Source organism: Gluconacetobacter tumulicola (assembly GCF_014174215.1).
Classification (GTDB): domain Bacteria; phylum Pseudomonadota; class Alphaproteobacteria; order Acetobacterales; family Acetobacteraceae; genus Gluconacetobacter; species Gluconacetobacter tumulicola.
The window spans coordinates 17,301-36,244 of the sequence record NZ_JABEQL010000001.1 but is presented as its reverse complement, the minus strand read 5'-3'; the positions used below and the strand labels follow the sequence as shown (position 1 = coordinate 36,244).

General features: G+C 65.9%; 21 protein-coding genes. 14 read left to right on the top strand and 7 right to left on the bottom strand.

Features of this window, described 5'->3' with window-relative positions:
• Positions 1-105 precede the first annotated feature (105 nt).
• The gene (locus tag HLH29_RS19795) at positions 106-672 is read left to right on the top strand and encodes a TetR/AcrR family transcriptional regulator (protein WP_182964001.1); all 567 of its coding nucleotides are present in this window, start codon (positions 106-108) and stop codon (positions 670-672) included.
• A 167-nt stretch (positions 673-839) separates the two neighbouring features.
• Here HLH29_RS19795 and HLH29_RS00185 read toward each other — a convergent pair whose 3' ends face one another.
• Genes HLH29_RS00185 through ybaK form a run of 4 tightly spaced genes read right to left on the bottom strand, consistent with a single transcriptional unit; the run spans position 840 to position 3,297 of the window.
• On the bottom strand, positions 840-1,256 hold the full coding sequence (locus HLH29_RS00185; RefSeq protein ID WP_182964000.1) for a ketosteroid isomerase-related protein: 417 nt from the start codon (positions 1,254-1,256) through the stop codon (positions 840-842).
• An 8-nt stretch (positions 1,257-1,264) separates the two neighbouring features.
• Positions 1,265-2,143, bottom strand: coding sequence for a carbon-nitrogen hydrolase family protein (locus HLH29_RS00180; RefSeq protein ID WP_182963999.1), 879 nt, complete (start codon positions 2,141-2,143; stop codon positions 1,265-1,267).
• The gene (locus HLH29_RS00175) at positions 2,140-2,778 is read right to left on the bottom strand and encodes a GNAT family N-acetyltransferase (RefSeq protein ID WP_182963998.1); all 639 of its coding nucleotides are present in this window, start codon (positions 2,776-2,778) and stop codon (positions 2,140-2,142) included. The genes HLH29_RS00180 and HLH29_RS00175 overlap by 4 nt, the downstream gene beginning before the upstream one ends.
• A gap of 15 nt (positions 2,779-2,793) precedes the next feature.
• Positions 2,794-3,297: a Cys-tRNA(Pro) deacylase gene (ybaK, locus tag HLH29_RS00170; RefSeq protein ID WP_182963997.1), complete on the bottom strand. Its 504-nt coding sequence runs from the start codon at positions 3,295-3,297 to the stop codon at positions 2,794-2,796.
• Between the two features lie 69 nt (positions 3,298-3,366).
• Here ybaK and HLH29_RS00165 point away from each other — a divergent pair, with 69 nt between their 5' ends.
• Together HLH29_RS00165 and HLH29_RS00160 are read left to right on the top strand one after the other, a co-directional pair.
• The gene (locus HLH29_RS00165) at positions 3,367-4,122 is read left to right on the top strand and encodes a hypothetical protein (RefSeq protein ID WP_182963996.1); all 756 of its coding nucleotides are present in this window, start codon (positions 3,367-3,369) and stop codon (positions 4,120-4,122) included.
• Positions 4,123-4,596: 474 nt separating this feature from the next.
• Positions 4,597-5,064, top strand: a complete 468-nt coding sequence (locus HLH29_RS00160) for a hypothetical protein (protein ID WP_220791306.1) — start codon at positions 4,597-4,599, stop codon at positions 5,062-5,064.
• A gap of 35 nt (positions 5,065-5,099) precedes the next feature.
• On the opposite strand, the gene sucD is transcribed toward HLH29_RS00160, so the two are convergent.
• Together sucD and sucC are read right to left on the bottom strand one after the other, a co-directional pair.
• Positions 5,100-5,981, bottom strand: coding sequence for a succinate--CoA ligase subunit alpha (gene sucD, locus HLH29_RS00155; protein WP_182963994.1), 882 nt, complete (start codon positions 5,979-5,981; stop codon positions 5,100-5,102).
• Positions 5,981-7,183: an ADP-forming succinate--CoA ligase subunit beta gene (gene sucC / locus HLH29_RS00150; RefSeq protein WP_182963993.1), complete on the bottom strand. Its 1,203-nt coding sequence runs from the start codon at positions 7,181-7,183 to the stop codon at positions 5,981-5,983. Before sucC ends, sucD begins: the two co-directional genes overlap by 1 nt.
• A gap of 214 nt (positions 7,184-7,397) precedes the next feature.
• Between sucC and HLH29_RS00145 the strand changes: the two genes are divergently transcribed.
• From HLH29_RS00145 to mltG, 11 genes are all read left to right on the top strand, one after another.
• Positions 7,398-8,222 carry an acyl-ACP desaturase gene (locus HLH29_RS00145; protein ID WP_182963992.1) on the top strand — a complete coding sequence of 275 codons (825 nt, stop codon included), beginning with the start codon at positions 7,398-7,400 and terminating at the stop codon, positions 8,220-8,222.
• 28 nt (positions 8,223-8,250) lie between these two features.
• On the top strand, positions 8,251-8,871 hold the full coding sequence (locus HLH29_RS00140) for a Dabb family protein (RefSeq protein ID WP_246373519.1): 621 nt from the start codon (positions 8,251-8,253) through the stop codon (positions 8,869-8,871).
• Between the two features lie 45 nt (positions 8,872-8,916).
• Positions 8,917-11,034: a M13 family metallopeptidase gene (locus HLH29_RS00135; RefSeq protein WP_182963991.1), complete on the top strand. Its 2,118-nt coding sequence runs from the start codon at positions 8,917-8,919 to the stop codon at positions 11,032-11,034.
• Positions 11,035-11,154: 120 nt separating this feature from the next.
• Positions 11,155-11,913: a glycine betaine ABC transporter substrate-binding protein gene (locus HLH29_RS00130; RefSeq protein ID WP_182963990.1), complete on the top strand. Its 759-nt coding sequence runs from the start codon at positions 11,155-11,157 to the stop codon at positions 11,911-11,913.
• Positions 11,914-11,917: 4 nt separating this feature from the next.
• Entirely contained in the window at positions 11,918-12,802 is an 885-nt protein-coding gene (locus HLH29_RS00125; RefSeq protein ID WP_182963989.1) for a hypothetical protein, read from the top strand.
• Positions 12,799-13,329 (top strand): ElyC/SanA/YdcF family protein, encoded by a 531-nt coding sequence (locus HLH29_RS00120; protein ID WP_182963988.1) that lies wholly within the window; start codon positions 12,799-12,801, stop codon positions 13,327-13,329. The genes HLH29_RS00125 and HLH29_RS00120 overlap by 4 nt, the downstream gene beginning before the upstream one ends.
• Positions 13,330-13,397: 68 nt before the next feature.
• On the top strand, positions 13,398-14,369 hold the full coding sequence (gene fabD / locus HLH29_RS00115; protein ID WP_182963987.1) for an ACP S-malonyltransferase: 972 nt from the start codon (positions 13,398-13,400) through the stop codon (positions 14,367-14,369).
• A gap of 43 nt (positions 14,370-14,412) precedes the next feature.
• The gene (fabG, locus tag HLH29_RS00110) at positions 14,413-15,162 is read left to right on the top strand and encodes a 3-oxoacyl-[acyl-carrier-protein] reductase (RefSeq protein ID WP_182963986.1); all 750 of its coding nucleotides are present in this window, start codon (positions 14,413-14,415) and stop codon (positions 15,160-15,162) included.
• Positions 15,163-15,438: 276 nt separating this feature from the next.
• Positions 15,439-15,678 carry an acyl carrier protein gene (locus HLH29_RS00105; RefSeq protein ID WP_012227163.1) on the top strand — a complete coding sequence of 80 codons (240 nt, stop codon included), beginning with the start codon at positions 15,439-15,441 and terminating at the stop codon, positions 15,676-15,678.
• A 48-nt stretch (positions 15,679-15,726) separates the two neighbouring features.
• Positions 15,727-17,013 carry a beta-ketoacyl-ACP synthase II gene (gene fabF / locus HLH29_RS00100; protein WP_182963985.1) on the top strand — a complete coding sequence of 429 codons (1,287 nt, stop codon included), beginning with the start codon at positions 15,727-15,729 and terminating at the stop codon, positions 17,011-17,013.
• Between the two features lie 103 nt (positions 17,014-17,116).
• Positions 17,117-18,109 (top strand): endolytic transglycosylase MltG, encoded by a 993-nt coding sequence (gene mltG, locus HLH29_RS00095; protein ID WP_182963984.1) that lies wholly within the window; start codon positions 17,117-17,119, stop codon positions 18,107-18,109.
• A 2-nt stretch (positions 18,110-18,111) separates the two neighbouring features.
• Here the strand turns inward: mltG and HLH29_RS00090 are convergent, their stop codons facing one another.
• On the bottom strand, positions 18,112-18,936 hold the full coding sequence (locus tag HLH29_RS00090) for a lipid-binding SYLF domain-containing protein (RefSeq protein WP_182963983.1): 825 nt from the start codon (positions 18,934-18,936) through the stop codon (positions 18,112-18,114).
• Positions 18,937-18,944: the final 8 nt, after the last annotated feature.

The window sequence follows — 18,944 nt, the reverse complement described above, 5'->3', positions numbered from 1 at the left end:
ACGGCTCGACACTGAACGAAGGACGATCTGGTGCCGTTCCATCATACTCCGCTCAGTCGACGCAGGGGACGCCCGGCGAAGGGAACGCCCGCGGCGCGCGACGCCATGCTTGGCGCGGCTCTGCATGGGTTCTCGCGGAAGGGTTATGACGGAACGGGGCTGCGGGAGATCGCGGAGGAGGCGGGCGTCGATCCCGCGCTGATTTCCCATCATTTCGGCTCGAAATTCGCCCTGTGGAAAGCGGTGGTGGACGAGATTGCGCTGCGCCTGGCTGCGGCGCGCCGGTCGATCGAGGAATTGCATGGCGCATCGGGGCCCACCGAAGAACGGGTGCGCGAAGGGCTGACGCGTTTCATCACGGCCAATTGCGATATTCCCGAACTGGCGAAATTTCTCTCCGACGAGATGAGCCTGCCTGGGGAGCGGCAGGAATATATCGTGCGTGAAATCTGGGAACCATACCAGGACGCGATGCTGCCCTTGTTGCAGGAGGCCCGGGCGGACGGGCTGCTTCGCCATGACGGATCGCCCGAACTGACCCTGATGATGGTCATGGGGGCTGTGATGCTGCCGTTGCTGATGATGCGCCGGCGGGGGCTTTCGAAGGGGGACGAGGCGGAATTGTCGCGCCGGCTGATCTCGGACGTATTGCCGATGGTACTGGCGGCCTGAGAGCCCGACCGAAAATGCGGTCTGGCGGCGATCCGCCGCGCGTTTCCTTGCGCTTCGGTGCTCGGAAACACATGACGGCCATGCCGCTTCGCGGCACTCTACGCTCACCAGCCCGCATTTTCGGTCAGGCTCCGAGGGCGCGGGTTGCGCCGCCAGGCCGGGGACGATCAGGGTGCCGCGTTGATCTGCTTCGTCCATAGCGGAAGATTGTAATAGTTGGTGACGCGTGCGATCTTGCCGCCCCGGATTCGGAAGAAGGCACCGACTGGCAGGGCATAGGTCTGGCCTGTTGCCGGGGGCAGGCCCTGTTCGGTCTTCAGATAGGTGCCATGGACGATGAATTCCGCTGCGGCGCGCGTCCCGTCCGGTGTCGTCATGATCACGAGATCCTTCGACTCCTCGCGATAGAAGCCTTCCATGCGCCGCAGGAAGGTCTCGAATTGCGGGCGGCCGGTCTCCTGCCCGCCCTGGTTGATGTCATGGACGACATCCTCGGTCAGCAGGTCGAGGACGGCCGGGATATCCTCGCGATTGAAGGCGTCGTAATAGGCGCGGATCAGCGCCTGGGTCTGTTCGGCTGACATGGGTTTCCCTAAGCCGAGAAGGGGATGCGGCGGGCGACGGGGACCGTGACAGGCCAGTCGCGGCAGTTGCGCACGGCGCCGTTTTCGCGCACCGCATCCAGTGTGGCCGGGTCGAGTGTCGTGAAGATCCACCCGCCCTGGTCCAGCTTGCCTTCCGCCATGATGCCGTCGGCCGGGAAACCGCGATCGACCGGGCCGTAGACCCCGGCGCAGCCATGGTTCTCGTCCAGCGTGGCTAGCCAGGGCGCGTCGCCCACGGTCGGTGAGACCGCGACGAAGCACTGGTTTTCCAGCGCGCGGGCCTGCGCCGAAATCCGCACCCGGTTGAAGCCATGCATGGAATCGGTGCAGGTTGGCACCAGGATCAGCCAGGCCTCGGCCTCGATCTGGGCGCGTGCCAACATCGGAAATTCCGAATCATAGCAGACCGAGGTGCCGATCAGGCCCCACGGGGTTTCGAACACGCCGGGCGGATTGCCCGCGCGCACGCCCCAGGATTCGTTCTCGAACCGGGTCATGACGTGTTTGTCCTGGAACGCGACCTGGCCGTCCGGGGCGATCAGGGGGGCGCGGTTGCGCACGCCTGCGGCCTCCGGCCGGGGGAGGGTGCCGGGCATCAGCCAGACCCTATGGCGCTGTGCCGTCTCGCGCATGATGTTCAGGATGGCGTCGCTGTAACGGCAGACGGCCGCCAGTTCCGCCGCCGGATCGGGCCGGTCGGTCAGTGCGGCGGCGGCTTCCATGCAGGAATATTCCGGCATCAGCAGCAGGTCCGCGTGCGGCGCGGCTTCTGCCACCAGGGCGTCCAGATGGCGGGCGTAATCCTCGATCGTGTGATTGCGTGCCACTTCCCAGGCCAGCACGCCCAGTCGGATTGGTTTGTTCATGCATCATGCTCCTGCGTCTCGAGGCTGGCGGGGATCGGTGCGCCGCGAAGCGATTTGATGAAGAAATCGAGCGTGTGGGGCGTTTCTTCGGCGTGGCCCGGCTCTTTCCAGTCCAGTTGGCACGTCACGCCGGGCAGGGGGCGGAAGCCGCGTCGGGCCCAGAAGGCGTGCAGCGTGGTGGCGCCAGGCGGGCGGGCCGGATGATCGTCCGGACGGCGCACCGAGCAGAAGGTCGCGAAATTGGCCAGGCTCGTCGTGAGAGCATGGCGTTCGCGCTCTTCGAAGAAGCGTACGCCCAGCCCCTGGCCGCGATAGGCATCGAGAAGCACGGACTCGCCGAAATAGAAGAAATCGTCCGTGCTCAGGCCGCGTGTTTCCAAAGGCGCGCGAATGGCCTCCTGTTCGTCCCGCATCGGCAGGCAGGTGGAGGCGCCGACCACGCTGTCGCCGTCGCGGGCGATGATGACGGCTGCTCCTTCGCTGCGGACATAGAATTGGAGGTATTTTTCCTCGTAGGCCACGTCTCCGTCATACAGATAGGGCCAGTCGCGGAAGACGCCGATGCGCAGGCGGGCGAGATCCGGAAGAACCGGAATGATGCGCTCGCCTGTTAATGTTTCGATCGTCACGCGCATTCTGGCTGATCCTTTTCAGTTGCTTTCCCAGCCGGGCTGCGGCGAGGAAATCGGCGCCAGGGTGGCGTCGAGCGCACTGCGCGCATCGTCCGGTGCGATCTTTACAACCAGGCCCCGCGCGCCGGCATTGACGTAGATATAGTCCTTGCTGGACGCGGCGGCGTCGATTACCACCGGCACCTGCGTTTTCTGGCCGAACGGGCTGATGCCGCCGACCTGGAAACCGGTCAATTCCTCGGCCTCGGCCGCCGGGATCATGCGGGCATTGCGGCCGCCGAACAGGGCTGCGACCTGCTTGAGATTGACCTTGCCGGCGGCGGGAGCGATCAGGCACACGGGTTTTTCGCGGTCGACCCGCACCATCAGGGTCTTGAAGACGAATGACGGATCTTCGCCGATGGCGGAGGCGGCCTGCATGCCGATCAGGGTGCCGGCGGGATCATATTCGTAGCGATGGACGCTGAATCGGACGCCGCGCTCCGTGAGGAAGGAGGTGCCCGCCGTCTTGTCCTGCTGCATGCGGGCGCTCCCTCGCGCACATTAAATCACCGGATGTTGAATATAAGGCCGCCGGCGGAGCGTCAAGGGATGGGCGAACGGGTCGGGGAAGGCAATTCGCAGGGCCACAAGACGGGTGATTCGTTTCAGGTGCGTGCCGATGGAAAGGCGTTGCCTCTCGTTGGTCTCTTTACACTTCACAGGCCGGTCAGCGAAGATATCCTTAGGGATCAGGCCATTGCCCAGGATGGGAAAAGTCTGATATTTCGTATCCTGGGAGGCGATTCTATGAGTAGTGATCCGAAACACATTATTATCCCGATCTTTTACAACCATCGGGGCGCCATGATTTTCCGTGATCGGCCGCTCAGGATAAAGCCCACCCCCTCCACGATGCAGAGCATCCTGGGATTGGTTAATAAGAATTCTCTCCCAAAAGAAAAAACGATCTATCAGGATTATTTTTACTACGGGTTTGAATTCAATCCGAAGAAGATGCGTCTGGTGAACGCTCTCATGGGCGGTATTTTTGATTATTTCCATTCCATCGGGGTGACTTTTAATTACCCTGGCGTCGATCAGAGCTCGATCGCCGAGGACTGGGTCGGGAGGACGCGTTATCATGTCGTAGCCGTCATGGCCGATGTGCGTAACCCGTATCTCTGTGCCTATGGCTATCTCGATCCGTCAACCAATGCCTTTATCGAGGACGACAACGAGACGAATCCGCGCTCCAAGATGAAGTCGCCTGCCGTATCCGTGGCGACAGTGAAGAATATGATCCGCAAGGGTGAGCTTGGTGAGGCGCATATTCGTCTGGCACAGATGCAGCTATCCGCTCCGTGACGGAATAGATAATCTTTACTGGCTTCCATTCTCTTTAGCCGTGTGTCCCCTCAATGCAGAGATGGGGTGCGGATTGGCGGATCTGGCTGCTCCGCAGATTTAGGCGGCTTTGGCGGCGGTAAGGCTCGCCCTTTCAGGTGAAATACAGGTTCTCGGACGGGGGGGCGTGTAAGGGTCCAGACCGGAAGGCGTCTTTGCGTTTTATGGGGCCGGTTGGGAATTGCAGGGCGGCAGTTGCGAAACGCGTTGGATTGCCGCCAGTGCGTTTCCTGGCCGGCTCGGAAAATGGCCGGCAGCGCGCACCATGATCGCGATGACGATGTACTGTTCTGGTCCCGGCGTCGGATCGAATACGGAAAATATGACTGGCTTTGCTGGCCGGATGGTTCGGTGTCTGAATATCCGATGTTCCCTGCGTGAAGAATGTCCGTAGGGCTGACGATGATTGGTGGGACAACGAAGCTTTTCGGCCTGATGGGGCATCCGGTCGCGCATGCCCGCACATCTCAGGCGATGAATGCCCTCTTCGAACGCAACGGGCTTGATGCGGTCATGGTGCCGTTCGACGTTCCGGGGGGTGGATCTGGCGCGCTGTCTGGCGGGGCCGTCAATGTCATGCGCCGTGTCGGCGAGGATGCGTTCGCGGGGGACATGCCGGATGGCGAGGGCTTTGTCGCCGGACTGGCCGCTGCCGGGCATTCGGTGGCCGGGCGACGGATCTGCATCGTGGGGGCGGCCGGGGCGGCCAGCGCGATTGCGGTGGCGCTGGTCGAATGGCAGCCCGCGAAACTGACCCTGATCAACCGTTCGCGGGAACGGCTTATGGCGCTTCACGAGCGGCTGAGATTGCGGTTTCCGGATCTGGAGATCGTGATCGGGGAGCATGTCGGGGGGCATGATCTGGTCGTCAATGCGACATCGCTCGGTCTGCGGGAGGCCTGATCGGTCCGCCCCGAGGGGCGGACCGGGGGGATGTGTCAGGCGCGGCCCGTCAGCACGTCCAGCAGGGTCTGACCCAGCAGGGCCGGGCTGGCGGAGACGTGGATGCCGGCGTCGCGCAGGGCCTCGATCTTGGCGGCTGCCGTCTCGTGCCCGCCGGTGATGACCGCGCCGGCATGGCCCATGCGGCGCCCCGGCGGGGCGGTAGCCCCGGCGATGAAGCCCACGACCGGCTTGCGGGTCCCGCTGTCGCGAATCAGCGTGGCGCCGTCGATTTCCGACGTGCCGCCGATTTCGCCGATCATGATGATCGAATCGGTGTCGGGGTCCGCGATGAAGCGTTCCAGCACGTCGATGAAATCCATCCCCTTGACCGGGTCGCCGCCGATGCCGACGCAGGTGCTCTGCCCCAGCCCGACCGCTGTGGTCTGGGCCACGGCCTCGTAGGTCAGGGTGCCGGAGCGCGAGACGATGCCCACCTTGCCGGGGCGGTGGATCGCGCCGGGCATGATGCCGATCTTGCACTCGCCGGGGGTGATGATGCCGGGGCAGTTGGGGCCGATCAGCAGGCTGTCGGACCGGTGCAGCACCTGCTGCACACGCACCATGTCCAGCACCGGAATGCCTTCGGTGATGCAGACGATCAGGGGCACGCCGGCGGCGATTGCTTCCAGGATCGCATCGGCGGCACCGGCGGGCGGCACGTAGATGACGCTGGCATCGACCCGCGTGGCCGCGCAGGCCTGGGCCACCGTATCGAAGACCGGCAGGCCGAGATGGGTCTCGCCGCCCCGGCCGGGGGTGACGCCGCCGACCAGTCTGGTGCCGTAGGCCAGGGCCTGTTCGGAATGGAAGGTGCCCTGGGCGCCGGTGAAGCCCTGGGTGATGACGCGGGTATCGCTATGGACCAGGATGGACATCAGGCGACTCCTTCCGCGCGCACGGCTGCGATGATCTTGCGCGCCGCGTCGCCCAGATCGTTGGCCGGGATGATCTTCAGGCCGGAGTGGGACAGGATCTCCTGCCCGCGTTCGACATTGGTGCCGGCCAGACGGACCACCAGCGGCACGCGCAGGCCCGTCTCGTGCGAGGCGGCGACGATGGCTTCGGCGATGATGTCGCAGCGCATGATGCCGCCGAAGATGTTCACCAGGATGCCGCGCACCTTCTGGTCGGACAGCACGATGCGGAACGCCGCCGCCACCCGCTCGCGCGAGGCGCCGCCGCCGACATCGAGGAAATTGGCCGGTTCCTCGCCCTCCATCTTGATGATGTCCATGGTCGCCATGGCCAGGCCGGCGCCGTTGACCATGCAGCCGATGGTGCCGTCCAGCCCGACATAGGCCAGACCGTGGCGCGCGGCCTCGCGCTCGCGGGGGTCTTCCTCGTTCTCGTCGCGCAGTTCCTCCAGTTCCGGGTGGCGGAACAGCGCGTTGTCGTCGAAGCTCATCTTGGCGTCGAGCGCCACCAGGTCGCCCGAGCCGGTGACGACCAGCGGATTGATCTCGACGATCGCGGCGTCCAGCGACACGAAGGCCTCGTAGGCCGCGCGCAGGACGGTGGTGAAGGCGCGGATCGAGCGGCCATGCAGGTCCAGCCGGGCCGCGAGGGTGCGGGCCTGGTAGTCGGACAGGCCGATGGCGGGGTCGATCGATTCCTTCAGGATGCGTTCGGGCGTGGCGGCGGCGACGTCCTCGATCGCCATGCCGCCATCCTGCGACGCGACGATGACGATGCGGCCGGTGGCGCGATCGACCAGCAGGGAGAGATAGAGTTCACGCGCGATCTCGCAGCCGGCCTCGATATAGAGGCGGCGGACGACGCGGCCGGCCGGACCGGTCTGGCGGGTGACGAGGGTGCTGTCCAGCATCGCGACGGCGGCCTGCTGCGCATCGTCGGGGGTGCGGGCCAGGCGGACGCCGCCCTTGCCGCCGGGGTCGTCGGCGAAATGGCCGGCACCACGGCCGCCGGCGTGGATCTGCGCCTTGACGACCACGATCGGGCCGCCGATCGCGCGGGCAGCCACTAGGGCCTCATCGGGTGAACGGACGACCCGCCCGTCCAGCACGGGCATGCCGAATCCCTTCAAGAGGGCTTTCGCCTGATATTCGTGTATGTTCATACGGTTATAATCCGCGTTTGTTGTCATTGCGCCAGGGGGAAGCCGGGCGGTGCGCCGGTCGCGTATGCGCCAGCTATGGTCTGCATGGCATAATTGGACGGTTTATGCCATCTCCCAAGCTGAAAAGGACTTGTTCAGGCTTCGTATATGCCCTTCTGCACGGAAGGGCGGGAGAGAGGGAAACGGGGCAGGATGGCATGAAAGACGGAGCACGATGAAACACTGGCGCATTGAGCAGATGGATTGGGACAGTTTCGATCCGGCCCGTGTCGACCCCGACATCGTCCAGCTGGTCAAGGCGGCGTCGGTCGTCGAACGGAACGGCGTGGATTATGCGCTCTATCTGAACAATGTGTTCTTCGATGACCCGGCCTTCCGCGAGGCGGCGGACAATTGGGCGATCGAGGAAGTGCAGCATGGCGACGCCCTGGGGCGGTGGGCGATGCTGGCCGATCCGTCATGGGATTATCCGCAGGCGTTCGAACGCTACCGGACATCGTACAAGCTGGAACTGGAGGTCGATCGGTCCATTCGCGGGTCGCGCACCGGGGAGCTGATTGCGCGCTGCATGGTGGAGACCGGGACGTCGTCCTTCTACACCGCGCTGGCCGATGCCACGGAGGAGCCGCTGCTGAAGGCGATCTGTCGGCAGATCGCAGCGGACGAATATAGGCATTTCAAGCTGTTCTACGATCACATGAACCGTTACCTGAAGCGCGAGAAGCTGGGTGTGTGGCAGCGTATGCGTATCGCGCTGGGCCGGGTGACGGAGAGCGAGGACGACGAACTGGCTTCGGCCTACCACACGACCAACGAGCCGGCCGGCGTGCCCTATGACCATGGCCGGTGCATTGCGGCTTATATGGCGCGGGCAATGCGCTATTATCAGCCCAGGCACACCGTGCGCGTCACCGGCATGGTCCTGAAGACCATCGGGATCACGCCGCATGGCTGGGTGCATGAACTGGTCGCGCGGGGCGTGTATCATCTGATTCGCATACGGCAGAAGAAATTCGCGCGTCAGGCGGCCTTGGCCTGACGGGGGCGGGAATCTGGAGGGAGTGACGATGTTGGTGCGCAAAATGATCGCGGCCGCGAGCCTCGGCCTGACCGTGGCGGCGTTATGCCCGGCGGAGGCTGTGCTGGCCCAACCTTATTCCCTGCCAATCGCGACGTCGCCCGCAGCGCCGCCGCCCCCCGATGCCGCCGCCGTCGCGGTACAGCAGGACCTGGCCCAGGTGGGGGTTGCGGCCTTTACCGCGCCCGCCTTTCGGCCGGCGCTGATCCGGCATGTGGTGCTGTTCCGCTTCCTCAAGGACGTGACGCCGTTTCAGAGGGCCGAGATCGCCCGGCGTTTCCTGGAGCTGGCGGCCGATTCCCGTCGTCCCGACGGTCGCCCGGTGGTCGAATCGATCGAGACCGGTTTCCAGAACAGTGGCGAGGGCGTGGATGAGGGGTACCAGATGGGGTTCCTGGTCAGTTTCCGCTCGGAAGGGGACCGGAATTACTATGTCGGCCGGCCGGTCGTGACCCAGCCGGGCTTCTTCGATCCCGCGCATGATGCCTTCAAGGCGTTCGCGGCGCCGTATCTGGCCGGAATCATGACGTTCGATTATCGCGTGGCGGCGCTGGCGCGTCCGCCGGAGCCTGTGAAAACCGCTGGATCGCGGGCTGGGCACCGCAAATAAACCGTCATACTGTACCCCGTTCGTAACAGAATGAAGGGAAACGGGATGTCGGATTCCAGGCGATATGGGCGGAGCGGTTCGGCGCGGCGCGCATGGTTGTGCGGCGTCGCGCTGCTGACGGCGGCGAGTTGGAGCGGCGGGGCGCGGGCGGCTGAACCGGCCGTGGCGGCGAAGGTCGCCGACGGGGCCGACGCGCCGTCCTACGGGGCCTGGGGCTTCGACGTGGCCGGACGGGATCTGTCGATCGCGCCGGGCAACAATTTCTTCGGCTACGCCAACGGCCAGGCGGTGCACGACATCGTCATCCCGCCCGACATGACGGCCTATGGGCCGTTCAACATGCTGCACGAACTGTCGCGCAAGCGTGTGCAGGGCATTCTGAACGACCTGTCGGCCCATCCGGTGGCCGAGCCCGCGACGGTCGACCAGAAGCTGGGCACCTTCTACGCGACCTTCATGGACGAGAAGGGGATCGAAGCCCTGGGGATTCGGCCGCTGGCGTCGGATCTGGATGCCGTGCGCGCGGTGAGCGACCGGACCGCCTTCGCCGCTCTGCTGGGGCACGCCCAGACGGGATTCCAGTATTCGCTGTTCGGGCTGGGTATCCAGCCGGACGCCAAGGACCCGACCGTCTACGCGCTGATGCTGGACCAGGCGGGCCTGGGGCTGCCGGATCGGGATTATTATCTGAAGCCTGAACTGGCGGCGAAGAAGACCGCCTATCAGACTTATGTCCAGCAGGCCCTGACCCTGATCGGCTGGCCGGATGCCGCGCGGCAGGCCCAGGCCATCGTGGCATTCGAAACGCGGCTGGCGCAGGTCCACTGGGCGCGGCAGGACCTGCGCGATCCCGACAAGATCTATAACCCGATCACGGTCGTCGACCTGGCCAAGCGTGCGCCGGGCTTCGACTGGGCGGCCTATCTGACCGGTGCCGAACTGCCCGAGACGATCGTGAAATCGGGCACGCTGATCGTCGGCGAGCCCGATGCCATCATCGGCGAGGCCCGCATTGCGTCGGAAACCCCCCTGGATACGCTGCGGGCCTGGCTGGCCTTCCACCTGGTGGACAATGCAGCGCACTCTCTGCCCAAGGCCTTCGTCCAGGCATCGTTCGACTTCAACGACAAGACGCTGGGCGGCCAGCCGCAATTGCCCGACCGGTGGAAACGCGGCGTGACCGCCACCGGCAATGCGATGGGCATGGCACTGGGCCAGAGCTATGTCGCGCGCTATTTCCCGCCGGAATACCGGCGGATGATGGAGTCGCTGACCACCGAGCTGAAGGCGGCCTTCCGTGTGCGGCTGCAGCATAATGCGTGGATGGGCCCGGAGACGCGCGCGGCAGCCCTACAGAAGCTGGATCATTTCACCATCCAGATCGGTTATCCCAAGCGCTGGCGGGATTATGCGACGCTCGTCGTCAAGCAGGGGGATGCCTATGGCAATGCCGGGCGCGCCGTGGGCTTCGAATGGCGCTACTGGCTGGGGCATCTGGGCCACCCGGTCGATCGGGATGAGTGGGACATGACCCCGCAGACGGTCAATGCCTACAACAACCCGCTGTTCAACGAGGTCGTGTTCCCGGCCGCGATCCTGCAGCCGCCCTTCTTCAACCCCAAGGCGGACCCGGCGATCAATTATGGTGCGATCGGCGGCGTGATCGGCCATGAGATGACGCATTCCTTCGACGATGAGGGACGCAAGTTCGATTATCTGGGCCGCTTGAAGGAATGGTGGACCAAGGATGACGAGGCCCGTTTCAACAAGCTGGCCGATCGCTTCGGCAAACAGTACGACGCGTTCGAGGTGCTGCCGGGCGTGCATGTGAACGGCAAGCTGACGATGGGCGAGAACATTGCCGATCTTGGCGGGCTGACCCTGGCGCTGGATGCCTATCATGCCTCGCTGCACGGCAAGCCGGCCCCGGTGATCGGCGGCCTGACCGGGGACCAGCGCGTGTTCCTGGGCTGGGCGCAGGTCTGGCGGCAGAAGCTGCGTGACGACATCGCGCGCCAGCGGGTGATGACGGACCCGCATTCGCCGCCGCAGGCGCGGGTCAATATCCCCATGCACAATATCGATGCGTGGTACAAGGCCTGGAACGTCAAGCCGGGCGACACGCTGTATCTGAAGCCCGAGGACCGGGTGAAGATCTGGTAACGGCGGGAAGCCTCGCACGCCGGGAGCAGGGGGCATGCAGGGACGGTTTTTTGCCGTTCCGCCCCTTGCGCAAACGGGTGCCACCTGCTGGAAACCACCTCGTGATCGGGGAGAGGTGTGATGACGACGGTGACGCTTGGCCATCCGGAAACCATCCTGCATGCGGCAGCCGCGGCGGCGGTGGTGCGTGTGCTGGAAGCCTATGACCTGGAGGTCGAATATGTCACCGGCGGCCAGGACGAACTGACGGCCGCGATGAAGGCCGGCGGGATCGACCTGTTCGTGTCCGCATGGCTGCCCGATGTCGATGCCCGGTGGCTGGACCGGTCGCTGGGCATGGATGTGCTCGGAGAATTGTACAAGCCCGTCTTCGGCTGGTTCATGCCCGAAGGGTGCGCGCCGGATGTGGCCTCGATTGCCGATCTGGGACGCGATGACGGGGCGGTCAACCGCAATATCGTGGCGCCGGAATCGGCTCTCGAACGGGTACGGCTCGGCGTGGGGGCCTATGGGCTGACGGAGCGCGGCTTTACCATCGAGGCCCGTCCCGATGAGGACGCCTATCAGCATGCGGCGAAGGCGATCGAAGCCGGCGAGGCGTCGATCCTACCGCTGTGGCAGCCGCATTTCCTGCATCATGGCGGCCGGCTGCGGCCGCTGGAAGACCCCAGGAACGTGCTGGCCGGCGAGCAGGCCGCGCGGATGCTGGTGCGCCGGGAGGCGCGTGCGGAACTGGATTCCGACCTGCTGGACGAGCTGGACGAGCTGATGCTGGGCCACAAGGTGGTGAGCGCGCTGGAATATGCCGTGCGTTGCGACGGCATGAGTGCCGACGAGGCTGCCGAGGCCTGGCAGCGCGGAAAGCTTCTGCCCCGCTAGGTCCATGGAGCATGCCGATTATCTGACCGTTGGAACGGCCGGCGACCTGAGCGAAGCCGATTACTGGCTGTTCGGGGCCATGCGGCCGCGTTCATGCCCGTTGCGCGTGCTGGTTGCCGGGGACGACGCCGCCGTTGCGGCCCGGCTGGCCGAGGCCTTCAGTGCTGGAGGACGGCCCGGTGCGGTTGCCTTTCTCGCGCCCGGTGCGCAGCCCGTGCATTCTGTTCACGACTATATCGATTGCGACCTGAGCGCGGATGCGGCCCCGCGGGCGCGGCTGGGAGCCCTGGCCGACCTGCTGGCGCCCGGCGGCGGGATGCGGATCGTGGTCGCCGCGTCGGATGGGCGTGGCGACGGCTACGATGTCGCGGGACTGTTCGACCTGCTGGCGGCGGCCGGATTGGCGCCTGTCTGCCTGATGGCGCCGCTGGAATACGACCCCGCGCTGCTTGATGCGGAGCCAGCGCTTTGTACCGATCTTGATTTCCAGCCTGATCGCGCCCGGGCCTGCCTGGCCGAATCGCGGGCGGGGGAGCGGGCGTTCCATGTGGCTTATGTCCGCCGGGCGGGAGATCGGGTGTGGCGGGCCGATCCGATGGATCGGGATTCGGTGCCGGTTCTGCATGGCGGGGACGGGTTCGCCCTTTCACGGCTTATGCGGCCGGATAACCGCCTGCCGGTTCGTCTGGGTGACCGTGTGGTGCTGGTGCCGGTGCCGTCGCAATCGCGCGGGCTGCTGCCGCTGATCGATGGCAGGCGCACGGTTGGGGACCTGATGGCGATTCTGGACAATCGGGGCGTGGAAGCCGATCAGTTCCGGCAGGTCTGGCGGACGATGTTTGCCACGTTCGCGGGGCTGAGCCGGCTTCTGCTTCAGGCGCCACCGTGACCGGGCGGCCGGATGCGCCGCTGGCCATCGTGATCTTCGGGGCGGCGGTGCGTCCCGATGGCACGCCCACGCCGACATTGCGTCGCCGGGTGGCGGCCGCGGCCGCCTTCGGGCGGATGTGCGCGGAACCGCTGTTCGTGCCGACCGGCGGCAGCCTGGATGGGCGCCCGGCCGAAGCGCCTGTGATGGCGGACCTGCTGCGTCGGGCGGGTATTCCCGACACGGCGATCATGATCGAGGCGACGGCGCGCGATACGCTGGATTCGGTGCTGGCCTGTTCCGCGCTGCTGCGGGCGCGTGGCTATCGCGGCCCCGTTGCGGTTGCCAGCAGCGCCTACCACCTGCCGCGTTGCCTGGTGCTGATGCGGTTGGCCGGCTGGCGGGTGATGCGGGTGCCGCCGCCGTCCGTGCCGGCCGCCCGGCGCCTGGCGCGCCGGTGGTTCTGGCGCCTGCGTGAGGTCCCGGCCCTGCCGTGGGATGTCCTGCTGCTGCTGTGCCGTCGCCGGGATGGCGTGCCCCGCGATTGACAGGCGCCGTATCCTGTCGGCATCTCGCGGACCGGAACGCGAGATTTCTTTTGGATAATGAGGACAGCATGACCGTTCACGCCTTCATCTTCCCCGGTCAGGGTAGCCAGTCCGTTGGGATGGGGGCCGAACTGGCCGCTGCCTTTGCCCCGGCGCGCGAAGTGTTCGAAGAAGTCGATGATGCGCTGGAGCAGAAGCTCTCGACCCTGATGTTCGAAGGGCCGATGGAGGAGCTGACCCGCACCGAAAATACGCAGCCTGCCCTGATGGCGGTGTCGCTGGCGGTGCTGCGGGTGCTGGAGAAGGAAGGCGGGCTGGAACTGAAGCGCGCGGCCGCGCTGGTGGCCGGTCATTCGCTGGGTGAGTATTCGGCGCTGGCGGCGGCGGGGTCACTGGGGATTGCCCAGACGGCGCGCCTGCTGCGCCTGCGCGGCACGGCGATGCAGAAGGCGGTGCCGGCGGGTGAAGGCGGCATGGCCGCGCTGATCGGCGTGGACCTTGAGCAGGCGCGCGCAATCTGCGCCGAGGCCGCGATCCTGCGCGTCGAGGGCGAGCCGGATCGGAGCGAGATCATCGAGGTCGCCAATGATAATGGCGGCGGGCAGATCGTCATTTCGGGCCGGGCGACGGCTATCGAGCGCGCGATCGCGGTCGCCAAGGCGCGTGGGGTGAAGCGGGCGGTGGTGCTGCCGGTGTCGGCGCCGTTCCACTGCTCGCTGATGGCGCCGGCCGCCGATGCGATGGGTGAGGCGCTGGAACGGGCCGAAATCGCCGCGCCGGTAGTGCCGCTGGTGGCCAATGTCTCGGCGGCGAAGGTGACCGACCCGCAGGCGATTCGCGACCTGCTGGTGCGCCAGGTGACCGGCACCGTGCGCTGGCGCGAGAGTGTCGAGGCGATGGCGGCGATGGGCGTCGACAGTTTTGTGGAACTGGGAGCCGGCAAGGTGCTGTCGGGGCTGGTCCGGCGCATCGCGCCCGAAGCGGCGACACGCTCGGTCGGCACCCCGGCGGATATCGAGGCGTTCCTCGCCTCTCTCTGATGGCGGGGCGGCGATAAGTGGTTTTTCAGGCAAGGACGGGCTGATGTTCAGGTTGGATGGCAAGACCGCGCTGGTGACGGGCGCATCGGGGGGGATCGGCGCCGCGATTGCGCGGACCCTGCATGCCCAGGGGGCGCGGGTGGTGCTTTCCGGCACGCGTGAGGCCGTGCTGGCCGCGGTGGCGGCCGAGATCGCGCCGGATGGCGAGCGGGTCCATGTGTGCCCCGCCGACCTGTCCGACCCGGCCGCGGCCGATGCGCTGGTCTCGGCCGCCGAGGTCGCGGCAGGCGCGCCGCTGGACATCCTGGTCAACAATGCCGGCCTGACGCGTGACGGGCTGGCGATTCGCATGAAGGACGAGGACTGGAACCGCGTCCTTGAGGTGGATCTGGCGGCGCCCTTCCGCCTGTGCCGCGCCGTGCTGAAGGGCATGCTGCGCCGCCGGGCCGGGCGAATCGTCAGCATCGCCTCGATCGTCGGTGTGACCGGCAATGCCGGCCAGGCGAATTATGCGGCGGCCAAGGCGGGCATGATCGGCATGACCAAGTCCCTGGCGCAGGAAGCCGGGTCGCGCGGCGTGACCGTCAATGTCGTGGCGCCGGGCTTCGTCCAGACCGCGATGACCGATGTGCTCTCGGAAGGGCAGCGCGAGAAGCTGCTGGGCGGCATTCCGCTGGGCCGCATGGGGAAGCCCGAGGATATCGCAGCATCCGTCGCCTATCTGGCGTCGGACGAGGCCGGCTGGATCACGGGCACGACGCTGAACGTCAATGGCGGGATGGCGATGCCCTGATCGCCGGGGGAGCACGCTGATTCCGCTGGACGCAGGCAGGGATATGGCGGACAACAATCCGATTTTGCGGGGCCGGTTTCGGGGTTTTGCAGCGGATTGTGACGGAAAGAAGATCCGCCGCCTTGGCTATTGCCGGGGAACCGTGCTAATCCGCCGCTGCTTCGTCCGGAAGCGGGCTGGGCATGTTCCGGCGGTTCCGCTTCGCGGGACGTCAGACAGGACGAATGAATTTCGAACCGCCCGTATCTCATTGGGGCAGACAGGAAGCGAAGACAGATGAGCGAAATCGCTGACAAGGTTAAGAAGATTGTGGTCGAGCACCTCGGTGTCGAGGAAAGCAAGGTCACGCCGGAGGCCTCCTTCATCGACGATCTGGGCGCGGACAGCCTGGACACGGTCGAACTGGTGATGGCCTTCGAAGAGGCTTTCAGCGTCGAGATCCCGGAAGATGCGGCTGAGAAGATCGCCACCGTGAAGGACGCGATCGACTACATCGAGAAGCAGAAGGCCGCCTGAGGCTGCTATTACCGAACGTCGGATTTTGTGATCAGGGAGCGGTGCGGGTTGATACAATCTGCCGGAGGAGCGTCGGGACATCGACGCGTTGTTGTTACCGGTATGGGCATTGTCAGCCCGCTCGGGCTCGGGCTCGAACATAACTGGTCGCGCCTGATCGCCGGCGAAAGCGGGATCGGCCGCATCGCCTCGTTCGATCCATCGGACCTGCCGGCGCATGTCGCCGGCGAGGTGCCGGCGGGGCCGACCGAGGCGGGCGGTCTGACCCTGTCCGACTGGGTCCCGGTCAAGGACCAGAAGAAGATGGATCGCTTCATCCATCTGGGCCTTGTCGCGGCAACCGAGGCGGTCGAGGATTCCGGGTGGAAGCCCGAATCCGAGGAAGATCGGTGCCGGACCGGCGTGATGATCGGTTCGGGCATCGGTGGCCTGCAGACGATTTATGATGCGTCGATCACGGTGCATGAGGGACGGGCCCGCCGCCTGTCGCCCTTCTTTATTCCATCGGCGCTGATCAACCTGGTCTCCGGCCATGTTTCGATCAAATACGGCTTCAAGGGCCCCAACCATTCGGTCGTGACCGCGTGTGCCACCGGTGTGCATGCGATCGGCGATGCGTCGCGTCTGATCATGCTCGGCGATGCCGACGTGATGGTCGCGGGCGGTGCCGAAGCGGCTGTCTGCCCGTTGGGAATCGCCGGCTTCAGTTCGGCGCGTGCGCTGTCCACCGCGTTCAATGACACGCCGGAAAAGGCCTCGCGCCCCTGGGACCGCGATCGCGACGGATTCGTCATGGGCGAAGGTGCGGGCATCGTGGTGCTGGAAGAATATGAGCACGCGAAGGCGCGCGGCGCCAAGATCTATGGCGAGATCATCGGATATGGCATGTCCGGCGACGCCTACCACATCACCGCGCCGGCCGAAGGGCATGAGGGTGCGTATCGCGCCATGCAGGCGGCTGTGCGCAGCGCCGGTATTTCGGTCTCCGACATCGGCTATGTGAACGCCCATGGGACGTCGACCATGGCGGACGATCTGGAATTGCAGGCGGTCGAGCGCCTGTTCGGCGACGCCGCGAGCCAGGTTGCGATGTCGTCGACCAAATCGGCCATCGGTCATCTGCTGGGTGCTGCCGGCGCCGTCGAGGCGATTTTCTCGATCCTGGCGATCCGTGACAATGTCGCGCCGCCGACGCTGAACCTGGACAATCCGTCCACCGAAAGCGTGATCGACCGGGTGGCGCACGAAGCCCAGCGCCGCGAGATCGACATTGCCCTGTCGAACAGCTTCGGATTCGGCGGCACCAACGCCAGCATCATCGTACGCGGCGTCTGACCTGCTCCCGGGCCGGTCTGGCCCGGACAGACGGATCGGGCTGCCGGCCTGATCCGCGTCCGGGGTTCTTGTCTTTGACATCGTGACGCGGAAGAAGAGCATCATGCTCAAGCGTCTTCTGATTTTCAGCCTGAGTCTGCTGCTGGTAATCTGCGCGGCAGGCGGGGGCATTGCCGCCTGGGGATGGTGGCAATATGGCGCGCCGGGACCGGCGCCCGAATCCCGCGCGGTGGTCATTCCCCGTGGCGGCCTGGCCAGCACGGCGGCAACCTTGCAGCATGAAGGCGTGATCGCGCCGGGCCGTGTCGGCAGCCTGCTGTTTCGCGTAGCCGTTCATCTTACGCGCTATGATGGTGTCCTGCATGCGGCGGAACTGGCGTTTCCGGCCCATGCTTCGCTTCGCGACGTGCTGTTCGTGTTGCGCCATGGCAAGCCGGTGGTGCATTGGCTGACGGTGGCCGAGGGCCTTTCCGCCCTTCAGGTGGCGGAACTGATCGACCGCGCGCCGGTGCTGGCTGGCCCGCTGCTTTCGCCGCCGGCCGAGGGTTCTGTCCTGCCGCAGACTTACGATTATGAATGGGGAACGCCGCGCGCTGTCCTGCTGGGGCGAATGCAGGCGGCGATGGAGGCGGCGCTGGATGCGGTCTGGCGTGATCGGGCGCCCGTGCCGGAAATTCCCGATCGGCGGACGTTGCTTGTCCTCGCCTCGATGGTGGAGCGTGAGACCGCGATTGCGGGCGAGCGCCCGTTGGTGGCCCGCGTCTTCATCAACCGGCTGCGCCTTGGTATGCGGCTGCAATCCGATCCGACCGTGGTTTATGGAATCAATCGGGGCGCCGGGCCGCTGGGCCATGCCCTGACGCGGGCTGAACTGGAAGCGCCGGATGCCTACAACACATACACGCTGCCGGGCCTGCCGGCCGGACCGATCTGTTCGTCCGGCCGGGCGTCACTGGATGCGGTGGCGCATCCTGCCGACAGCGATGCGCTGTATTTTGTTGCCGATGGCAGCGGGGGGCATGCGTTCGCCAGCAGTCTGGCGGAGCATAATCGCAATGTCGGAGCCTGGCGTGCGCGCCAGGCCCCGGGCAAGTGACCTCAGGGGGGTGAAAGAGGCTGGCTGCTGACGGGGCCGGATGCAGGGACGTTGACCTGTGACGGCTCGCCGCCTGCGCCGGGCTGGGCATAGGCCGGGGGCGGCATGGAAGGCGCGCCGGCAGTGGCCCTGGCCTGCACTTCGCTGAGTGCGGCGCGCAGGGGGTCGGCACCGGGATTGTTGACCCGCATTGAGACGACGATGTCCTCGGGGCCGACGATCTGGTTGTAATAGGCGCGATTCGCGCCGCTGTTGACCGTCAGTTTCGAACCGCCCAGCGCCGCGCCGGCAAACAGGCCCTTGGATTTCTGCAGCGCCATGATGTCGGTATTGCGCTCGCCCGCCGTGCCGCTTTCGATGCCGGACCCCATCGTCGCGAAGGACGCGGCGGCGTTGGCGCCGAACTGGAACTGGCTGTCCAGCAGTGCCTGCAGGCCGCGATCGGTCATGACGAAGAACATCATCTGGGAATCCTGCATGCCGAGCTGGATTCCGACATTGGCCGAGCTGAGCGTGTAGAAGGCGGGATCGGACCACGATCCGCGCGCATCGCGCGACAGCAGGGCGCAGCCGCCGCCCGCACCGCCGAAGCCGATCGACATGCGGAAAATGGACGGGCAGACCATCACCGCGCGGGCCTGCGTCATGTAGCGGGTGATCTTGCTGTTCGGGCCGGCGCCGTTGAACATCTCGCGCACCGTCAGGGTGGCGCGGTCCACCAGGGCCTGCTGCCGTTCGCCCGCAGCCAGGGCCGGCGCCGCCGGCAGTGCCAGCGCAATGGCCGCCAGGGCCAGGGTTGTGCGGGAAAGACCGTCTCGCAAAGGCATGCTCCGTA